At 64.2% G+C, this 8955-nt stretch carries 9 protein-coding genes; 6 read left to right on the forward strand and 3 right to left on the reverse strand.

Features of this window, described 5'->3' with window-relative positions:
- The 5 genes from WAN02_RS01175 to WAN02_RS01195 form a co-directional block, all read left to right on the forward strand.
- Positions 1–201: hypothetical protein (locus WAN02_RS01175; RefSeq protein WP_422262041.1), on the forward strand; the 201-nt coding region annotated here is incomplete at its 5' end.
- Between the two features lie 77 nt (positions 202–278).
- On the forward strand, positions 279–1109 hold the full coding sequence (locus WAN02_RS01180) for a hypothetical protein (protein ID WP_422262043.1): 831 nt from the start codon (positions 279–281) through the stop codon (positions 1107–1109).
- Positions 1110–1149: 40 nt separating this feature from the next.
- A complete protein-coding gene (locus WAN02_RS01185; RefSeq protein WP_422262045.1) occupies positions 1150–3066 on the forward strand; it encodes a fumarate reductase/succinate dehydrogenase flavoprotein subunit in 1917 nt (638 codons plus the stop codon).
- Entirely contained in the window at positions 3066–3812 is a 747-nt protein-coding gene (locus WAN02_RS01190) for a succinate dehydrogenase/fumarate reductase iron-sulfur subunit (protein WP_325685935.1), read from the forward strand. Before WAN02_RS01185 ends, WAN02_RS01190 begins: the two co-directional genes overlap by 1 nt.
- Before the next feature lie 63 nt (positions 3813–3875).
- Positions 3876–4037, forward strand: coding sequence for a hypothetical protein (locus tag WAN02_RS01195; RefSeq protein ID WP_422262048.1), 162 nt, complete (start codon positions 3876–3878; stop codon positions 4035–4037).
- On the opposite strand, the gene WAN02_RS01200 is transcribed toward WAN02_RS01195, so the two are convergent.
- Together WAN02_RS01200 and WAN02_RS01205 are read right to left on the reverse strand one after the other, a co-directional pair.
- A complete protein-coding gene (locus tag WAN02_RS01200) occupies positions 4034–4522 on the reverse strand; it encodes a flavin reductase family protein (protein ID WP_422262050.1) in 489 nt (162 codons plus the stop codon). The two genes, WAN02_RS01195 and WAN02_RS01200, sit on opposite strands and share 4 nt — an antisense overlap.
- A gap of 40 nt (positions 4523–4562) precedes the next feature.
- Positions 4563–5570 (reverse strand): isopenicillin N synthase family dioxygenase, encoded by a 1008-nt coding sequence (locus WAN02_RS01205; RefSeq protein WP_422262056.1) that lies wholly within the window; start codon positions 5568–5570, stop codon positions 4563–4565.
- Positions 5571–5769: 199 nt separating this feature from the next.
- On the opposite strand from WAN02_RS01205, the gene WAN02_RS01210 reads away from it, so the two are divergent.
- Complete coding sequence (locus tag WAN02_RS01210; RefSeq protein WP_422262052.1) at positions 5770–7605, forward strand: acyl-CoA dehydrogenase; 1836 nt, start codon at positions 5770–5772, stop codon at positions 7603–7605.
- Positions 7606–8102: 497 nt separating this feature from the next.
- Here WAN02_RS01210 and WAN02_RS01215 read toward each other — a convergent pair.
- Positions 8103–8955 (reverse strand): acetyl-CoA C-acyltransferase (locus tag WAN02_RS01215; protein WP_422262054.1); only part of this gene is annotated, 853 nt, incomplete at its 5' end.

Genomic DNA, 8955 nt, shown 5'->3' on the forward strand with positions numbered 1-8955 from the left:
GCAATGCGCCGCATCGTGATTGACGCTGACCGGATCCTCGGCGATGTCGAATTACTTGACACCGATGTATCGGAATTAGATTTAACGCGGGTTACCGTGCGGCAATCCGGTGAAAAGATCGCCATTCCCGACGCCGATTACGACCGCGACTTTTGGCGCGACGTCGACGAGGAGGGTGTCGGGGGCCACAACCGGTCCTGACAAGTCAGCCCGCCGAGAATCCGGGGGCCTCCTCTGTGTAGTCTTCGACGAACAGCCCGTTCGAAGAGGAACATTTGATGAGCGCACCAACGGCGAACCGTCCTGCGTCCGGTGTCTTTTCACCTACGCGCGCACACATCCAGGCGCGATCGCTACGCACCGACCGGTGGTGGATGTCGCCGCTGCGAATTGACTTGGGGTTCGCCGCATTTCTTATCTACGCGACCTTCCGCGCGTTCCAACAGAATTACTATTTCGTCGCGAAGTACCACTACCTGACACCGTTCTACTCGCCGTGCGTCAGCCAGGGCTGCATCAAAGAGTCCAGCGACTTCTGGCCGCAAGTTCTGCCGGACGTGTGGTGGCTGCCATACGCGGCGCTGACGCTGCCATTCCTGCTGCTGTTCCGACTGACCTGCTACTACTACCGCGGCGCCTACTACCGCACCGTGTGGCAGTCGCCCACCGCCTGCGGTGTGGCCGAGCCGCGCGTCCACTACTCCGGCGAGACCAAGTTCCCGCTGATCGTGCAGAACACGCACCGGTATTTCTTCTACGCCGCCGGCATCATCTCGGTGATCAACAGCTACGACGCGATCGTCGCGTTCCATTCCGACAGCGGGCCAGGCGGATTCGGCTTTGGCCTAGGCAATCTGATCCTCGTCGGCAACGTGGTCATGCTGTGGGTGTACACGCTGTCCTGCCACTCGTGCCGCCACGTCACCGGCGGACGGCTGAAGCACTTCTCCAAACACCCTGTGCGGTATTGGATATGGACCCAGGTCAGTCACCTCAACACTCGGCACAAGATGTACGCCTGGATCACCCTGGGCACGCTGATGCTCACCGACTTCTACATCGCACTGGTGGCCAGCGGTGCCATCCCGGACCTGAGATTTGTTGGCTGACAGACCGTTTCACGGATATCAAAGAGTTTAGTGAGGTTCCATGACTGAGGTCGAGCGGCACTCCTACGACGTTGTCGTGATCGGTGCCGGCGGCGCAGGTTTGCGTGCGGTCATCGAGGCGCGCGAACGCGGCCTCAAGGTCGCGGTGGTGACCAAGTCGCTGTTCGGTAAGGCCCACACGGTCATGGCCGAGGGCGGCTGCGCGGCCGCGATGGGTAACACCAACCCGAAGGACAACTGGAAGACTCACTTCGGCGACACGATGCGCGGTGGGAAGTTCCTGAACAACTGGCGGATGGCCGAGCTGCACGCCAAAGAGGCACCCGACCGGGTGTGGGAGCTGGAGACCTACGGCGCGCTGTTCGACCGCCTCAAAGACGGCAAGATCAGCCAGCGCAACTTCGGTGGACACACCTACCCGCGGCTCGCGCACGTTGGCGACCGCACCGGCCTGGAGCTGATCCGCACGATGCAGCAGAAGATCGTTTCGCTGCAGCAGGAAGACCACGCCGAGCTGGGTGACTACGAGGCCCGGATCAAGGTCTTCGCCGAGTGCGCGATCACCGAGCTGATCAAAGACGGCGACGCGATCTCGGGTGCGTTCGGCTATCACCGCGAAAGCGGCAACTTCGTCTTGTTCGAGGCTCCCGCGGTGGTCATGGCCACCGGTGGCATCGGCAAGTCGTTCAAGGTCACCTCGAACTCCTGGGAATACACCGGTGACGGCCACGCCCTGGCGCTCCGGGCCGGCGCGTCGCTGATCAACATGGAGTTCATCCAATTCCACCCGACCGGCATGGTGTGGCCACCCAGCGTGAAGGGCATCCTGGTCACCGAGGGTGTGCGCGGCGACGGCGGAGTGCTCAAGAACTCCGACGAGAAGCGGTTCATGTTCGACTACATCCCGCCGGTGTTCAAAGGCCAGTACGCCGAAAGCGAGCAAGAAGCCGACCAGTGGCTCAAGGACAACGACTCGGCCCGTCGCACCCCGGACCTACTGCCCCGTGACGAGGTCGCCCGCGCGATCAACTCCGAAGTCAAGGCCGGCCGCGGCACCCCGCATGGCGGCGTCTACCTCGACATCGCCTCTCGGCTGACCCCCGAGCAGATCAAGAAGCGGCTGCCATCGATGTACCACCAGTTCAAAGAGCTGGCCGGCGTCGACATCACCAAAGAGCCGATGGAAGTCGGGCCCACCTGCCACTACGTCATGGGCGGTATCGAGGTGGATGCCGACACGGGCGCCGCCACCGTTCCCGGGCTGTTCGCCGCCGGCGAGTGCTCCGGCGGTATGCACGGCTCCAACCGACTCGGCGGCAACTCGCTTTCTGACCTCCTCGTCTTCGGTCGTCGGGCCGGCCTGGGTGCCGCCGACTACGTGCGCGCGTTGAGCAGCCGTCCGAAAGTCTCGGAGGACGCCGTCGAAACCGCCGCGAAGCGGGCGCTGGCTCCTTTCGAGACTCCGACGAACGGCGCCGGCGCGGAGAACCCCTACACGCTGCAGCTCGAGCTGCAGCAGTCGATGAACGACCTGGTGGGCATCATCCGCAGGGCGGAGGAGATCACCGAAGCCCTCGGTCGGCTCGACCAGCTTCGCGAGCGGTTCAAGCACATCCACGTCGAGGGACACCGGCAGTACAACCCCGGCTGGAACCTGGCCCTCGACCTGCGGAACTTGTTGCTGGTCAGCGAATGCGTCGCCAAGGCGGCGTTGGAGCGCACCGAAAGCCGCGGCGGCCACACCCGTGACGATCACCCAGGGATGGACTCGTCGTGGCGCAAGGTCTTGCTGGTCTGCAGCGCCGCCGGTGGCGACGAGGTGGTGCCCGACGTCACGGTGACGCACAAGGACCAGATCCCGATGCGGCCTGACCTGCTCGAGGCCTTCGAGATCGCCGAGTTGGAGAAGTACTACACCGACGAAGAGCTGGCCGACCACCCAGGACGGAGAGGCTGATGAGCTACAACGCAACCATGCGAGTCTGGCGTGGCGACGACACCAACGGTGGGCTGCAGGACTTCACCGTGGAGGTCAACGAAGGCGAGGTGGTGCTCGACATCATCCACCGCCTGCAGCAGACCCAGACGCCCGACTTGGCCGTGCGGTGGAACTGCAAAGCCGGCAAGTGCGGCTCGTGCTCGGCTGAGGTCAACGGCAAGCCCAAGTTGATGTGCATGACTCGGATGTCGACCTTCGCCGAAGACGAGGTGGTCACCGTGACGCCGATCCGAACCTTCCCGGTGATCCGCGATCTGGTCACCGACGTGTCGTTCAACTACCAAAAGGCCCGGGAGATCCCGTCGTTCGCGCCGCCCAAGGATCTGCAGCCCGGCGATTACCGGATGCAGCAGGAGGACGTGGAGCGTTCTCAGGAGTTCCGGAAGTGCATCGAGTGCTTCCTGTGCAACAACGTCTGTCACGTGATCCGCGACCACGAGGAGAACAAGGAAGCATTCGCCGGCCCGCGTTTTCTGATGCGGATCGCGGAGCTGGAGATGCATCCGCTGGACACGATGGACCGGCGCGACCAGGCACAGGAGCAGCACGGCCTCGGCTACTGCAACATCACCAAGTGCTGCACGGAAGTCTGTCCCGAGAGCATCAAGATCACCGACAACGCCCTGATCCCGATGAAAGAGCGTGTCGCCGATCGCAAATACGACCCGGTTGTCTGGCTGGGCAACAAGCTGTTCCGTCGATAAGCAACGGGTGTTAGGGCACCGCTGATCCGAATACCGTCGGGTATAACCGGAAAGGCGGCCATCGTGACTATCCGAAAGCCCACCAGCATCAACAACATTCGCACAGCGATCAACGAGCTGACGGCACGCGCTGAACGCGCACACAAAGAACGACGATACGATGAAGGCGCGGAAATCGAGCGTCGGATACAGGCCTACCGCGACGAACTCGGCAGGCGTCCCTAGAAGCCGAGGCGCCGGAAGACGCTGCGGTGGAAAACGATCGGCGCGACATCTCCGTCGACGCGGACGTCGCTGACCCGCAGCACCACGATCGTGTGGTCGCCGGCCGGGATGAGTTGCTCGATCGCCGTTTCCATCCACAGGCTGGTGCCGTGGATGAACACCGCACCGCTGCTGTAGGACACCGTATCCAGGTCGACGAATCTGTCGCCGGTCTTGGCGGCCAGGGCCCGGGCGGCGCGATCGTGTGACTCGCCCAGCACGCTGATACCCAGCGCCTGGACGTCCTTGAGTTTCGGCCACGTGGTCGAGGTGTTCTGCACACAGAACGAGACCAGCGGCGGGTCGAGTGACACCGGGACGAACGTACTGGCCGCCAGCCCTTCTCGAACCCCGTCGACTTCGGCGGCAATCGCGATGATGCCGGACGGAAAATGACCAAAGGCCTCGCGCAGGGAGGTAGGCGTCAGCTTGTCGGGTAGGTTCACCGGGCTTCACTCGCGTCGACGGAATTTTGTAGTGCTGACCCTACCCGCCGGGCGCTACAACTTGTGCGCTGCCAGTCACGTGGCCGTGCGCCGCCGCAACATCCGGATGTGCCCGCAACCTGCTCTTCCAGGCATTGCGGCCATACACCGAGAAGATCGGATCAGACAGGTCCGCGCGACGCCCGGAGCGCTCTGCGAGTTCGGCCGGCAACGACAGCGTTGGGACCTGCGCGTCCAATCGCGGGTTGAAGAAGTAGGGCACCGAGATCCGATCCGCCGCTTGGCGCAGATTCACCCGGTGCTCGGTGGCCCGCAGGTAGCCGCCGGTCGCCAGCTCCAGCAGCTCACCGATGTTGACGATGAACGCTCCGTCCCGTGCGGGAACGTCAACCCAGTCGCCGTCGCGTCCGGTTCGCACCTGCAATCCCTGACTGCCCGGCTCGGCGAGCAGCAGCGTCAGCACCCCCGAGTCCCGGTGCGCACCGACGCCCTGCGATCTTGTCGCCGTCGCCGGGTAATGCACGATCTTGATCAAGGTGGCGGGCGCCCCAGCGAACGCGGCGTCGAAAATGTCCGCCGGACTGCCCAACGCTGCCGCCCAGTGACTCAACAAGCTGCGGGCCACCTTGGCCAGAGCCGCATCCCACTCGGCGACGATCCCCGGCAGCTCCGGCAAGCCTGCGGGCCACTGGTTGGGGCCTTGTAACCAGAGATAGTCGGGCCTGCCCGGGCCGCCGATCGGCTCGCGCTCCGGACCGATGTCGATCTGCTCGCGCCAGTCGACTTCGCCGCGGGTCAACTCGCCGCCCAGCCGGGTGTAGCCGCGGAAGTGTGGACTGCGCACCATCGCGACAGCGTCCTTCTCGGCTTGCGGTAGCGCGAACAACCGCCGCGCCGCCGCCAGCACACGGTCGATCAGCCCGTCGGGTACGTCGTGTCCAGTGAGGTAAAAGAATCCCACCTCGTGGGCCACCTCGCGCAGGCGTGTCCTCAGTTGGCCGGATGGGTGGCGCAGATCCACTTCCGGCAGCGCGGTGACGCCTGGCACAGTTGACACCTATTCATCATTACTGCAGCTAAACGGGTATGCCACCGTCTTGATCAGCACGAGGCCAACTAGTTGGTTGATATTTAGCTCACAGTCGCTTGCGCGCAGTTACCGATGGGTATAACTTTGGCCGTGTTACTGGTGGGTAACTTAGCCCAAGTACCCAACCACAGGTGGCGTTCTCATCGAGGAGGAACCAGTGAGCCACTATAAGAGCAACGTCCGCGACCAGGTATTCAACTTGTTTGAGGTCCTAGGCGTTGACAAGTCATTCGGCGAAGGCGATTACACCGACCTGGATGCCGACACCGCCCGCGAAATGCTGACGGAGATGAGCCGACTGGCCGAAGGGCCCGTCGCCGCCTCCTTCGTCGAGGGTGACCGCAATCCCCCCGTATTCGACCCCGAGACCCATTCGGTGACGCTCCCCGACTCGTTCAAGCAGTCGGTGCACGCGGTCATCGAGGCCGGCTGGGACAAAGTCGGCCTGGACGAAGAGCTGGGTGGCATGCCGATGCCCAAGGTGATGCTGTGGGCGCTGCATGAGCACTTGCTCGGCGCAAACCCGGCGGTGTGGATGTACGCCGGCGGCGCGGGATTCGCCCAGATCTTCTACAACCTGGCCACCGAAGAGCAGAAGAAGTGGGCAGTGCTGGCCGCCGAGCGCGGTTGGGGCTCGACCATGGTGCTCACCGAGCCGGACGCCGGCTCGGACGTCGGCGCCGGCCGGACCAAGGCCATCCAGCAGGACGACGGCTCCTGGCACATCGACGGCGTGAAGCGCTTCATCACGTCCGGCGACTCGGACGACATGTTCGAGAACATCTTCCACTTGGTGCTGGCCCGCCCCGAGGGCGCCGGCCCCGGTACCAAGGGTCTGTCGCTGTTCTTCGTGCCGAAGTTCCTGTTCGACTTCGAGACCGGCGAGCCGGGCGAGCGCAATGGCGTCTTCGTCACCAACGTCGAGCACAAGATGGGCCTGAAGGTCTCCGCGACGTGTGAACTGACCTTCGGTCAGCACGGCGTGCCCGCCAAGGGCTGGCTGGTCGGCGAGGTGCACGACGGCATCGCGCAGATGTTCGAGGTCATCGAAAACGCCCGCATGCTGGTCGGGACCAAGGCCATCGCGACGCTGTCCACCGGCTACCTCAACGCCCTGGCCTACGCCAAGGAGCGGGTGCAGGGCGCCGACCTGACCCAGATGACCGACAAGACCGCGCCGCGGGTGACCATCACCCACCACCCGGACGTGCGTCGCAGCCTGATGACCCAGAAGGCGTACGCCGAGGGTCTGCGTGGGCTGTACCTCTACACCGCGACCTACCAGGACGCGGCGGTCGCCAAGGCACTGCACGGTGTGGACGCCGACCTGGCGGTCAAGGTCAACGACCTGATGCTGCCGATCGTCAAGGGTGTCGGCTCCGAGCAGGCCTACGCCAAGCTCACCGAGAGCCTGCAGACGTTCGGTGGGTCCGGCTTCTTGCAGGACTACCCGATCGAGCAGTACATCCGTGACGCCAAGATCGACTCGCTCTACGAGGGCACCACGGCCATCCAGGCGCAGGACTTCTTCTTCCGGAAGATCGTCCGCGACAAGGGTGTGGCGCTGGCCCACGTGTCCGGGGAGATCGAAGAGTTCATCAACAACGAGTCCGGCAACGGCCGACTGAAGGCCGAGCGGGCGCTGCTGTCCACCGCCCTGGCTGACGTGCAGGCGATGGCGGCGACGCTGACCGGCTACCTGATGGCCGCGCAGGACGACATCTCCAGCATCTACAAGGTGGGTACGGGTTCGGTGCGCTTCCTGATGAGCGTCGGCGATCTGGTCATCGGCTGGTTGCTGCAGCGTCAGGCTGCGGTCGCTCTGGAGGCCTTGGACGCCGGATGCAGCGACTCCGACCGCTCGTACTACGAGGGCAAGATCGCCGTGGCGTCGTTCTTCGCGAAGAACTTCTTACCGTTGTTGACCAGCACCCGCCAGGTGCTGGAGACGATCGACAACGAGATCATGGAGCTCGACGAAGCCGCATTCTGATCCAAAACTGCACGGCAAAATCCCCCGTTCTCCTCGGAGACGGGGGATTGTGCTGTGAGGGGCGGTCGACGTCGAGCATCCTTCGCAACACCGGTCACACCAGCATCGCCTCAGGGCCACGACAGTCTTTTCGGAAACGACGCATATGCGATATCACCCGTCGGGTGCGCCCGTGCGCTGATATCGCCCGCGATGCGACTTCGAAAAGGTGTCTATCCCCGCGCTGGGGTGCTGCTGTGGTTTGTGGTGCTGTCGGGATTTGGAAACCGCGGTTCAAAACCCGGACGTGGGGAGGGGCCGCCGACGAAATCCCCTCATGCCGTCGGCGGCCCCGGTCTCTACCCGCACGTGACAACCGACGGGCGTTAGTTCGGGGACGCCCCGGGCTGTCGTCGGGTCGGGGGGTCGGACGACAGCACGGAGCTATCCAGCCATCTGGCTACCCGGGCGTTGCAGTCGCTAAACGCCCGAACAATTCGCTCACCGCGACACGGCTACTAGGCCTCCAGAATCGCGGCGACGCCCTGGCCGCCCGCGGCGCAGATCGAGATCAGGCCGCGTACCGGCTTACCGCCGTTCTTCGTTTTGGCTTCGTGCAGCTGCTTGGCCAGCTGGGCGAGGATGCGTCCGCCCGTCGCGGCAAACGGGTGACCGGCGGCCAGCGACGAGCCGTTGACGTTGAGCTTGGATCGGTCGATCGACCCCAGTGCCGCGTCGAGGCCGAGCCGCTCCTTGCAGTACTCCTCGGACTCCCAGGCCTGCAGATGCGCCAGCACCACCGAGGCGAAAGCCTCGTGGATCTCGTAGAAATCGAAGTCCTGCAGCGTCAGTCCGTTGCGCGCCAGCAACCTTGGCACCGCGTACGTCGGCGCCATCAGCAGGCCGTCGGGGCCGTTGACGTAGTCGACCGATGCCGTCTCGGCGTCGACGAAGTAGGCCAGCGGGGTCAGCGAGTGCTCGGCGGCCCATTCCTCGCTGGACAGCAACGCCACCGAGGCGCCGTCAGTCAACGGCGTCGAATTTCCGGCCGTCATCGTGGCGTCGCCGGCTTTCACACCGAACACCGGCTTGAGCTTGGCCAGCTTCTCCGCCGACGAGTCCGGCCGTAGGTTGTCGTCGCGGTAGAGGCCGAGGAACGGGGTGACCAGATCGTCGAAGAAGCCGCGGTCATAGGCCGCTGCCATGTTGCGGTGACTGGCCGCCGAGAGTTCGTCCTGGTCGACCCGCTTGATACCCATCTGCTTGGCGGTGATCGCCTGATGCTCACCCATCGACAACCCGGTGCGCGGCTCACTGTTCACCGGAATCTCCACGCCGACGCTGGCCGGGAGCTTGCCGACCAGCTTGAGC

The sequence above is a fragment of the Mycobacterium sp. genome (assembly GCF_049281135.1).
In the GTDB taxonomy this organism is placed as follows: Bacteria; Actinomycetota; Actinomycetes; order Mycobacteriales; family Mycobacteriaceae; genus Mycobacterium.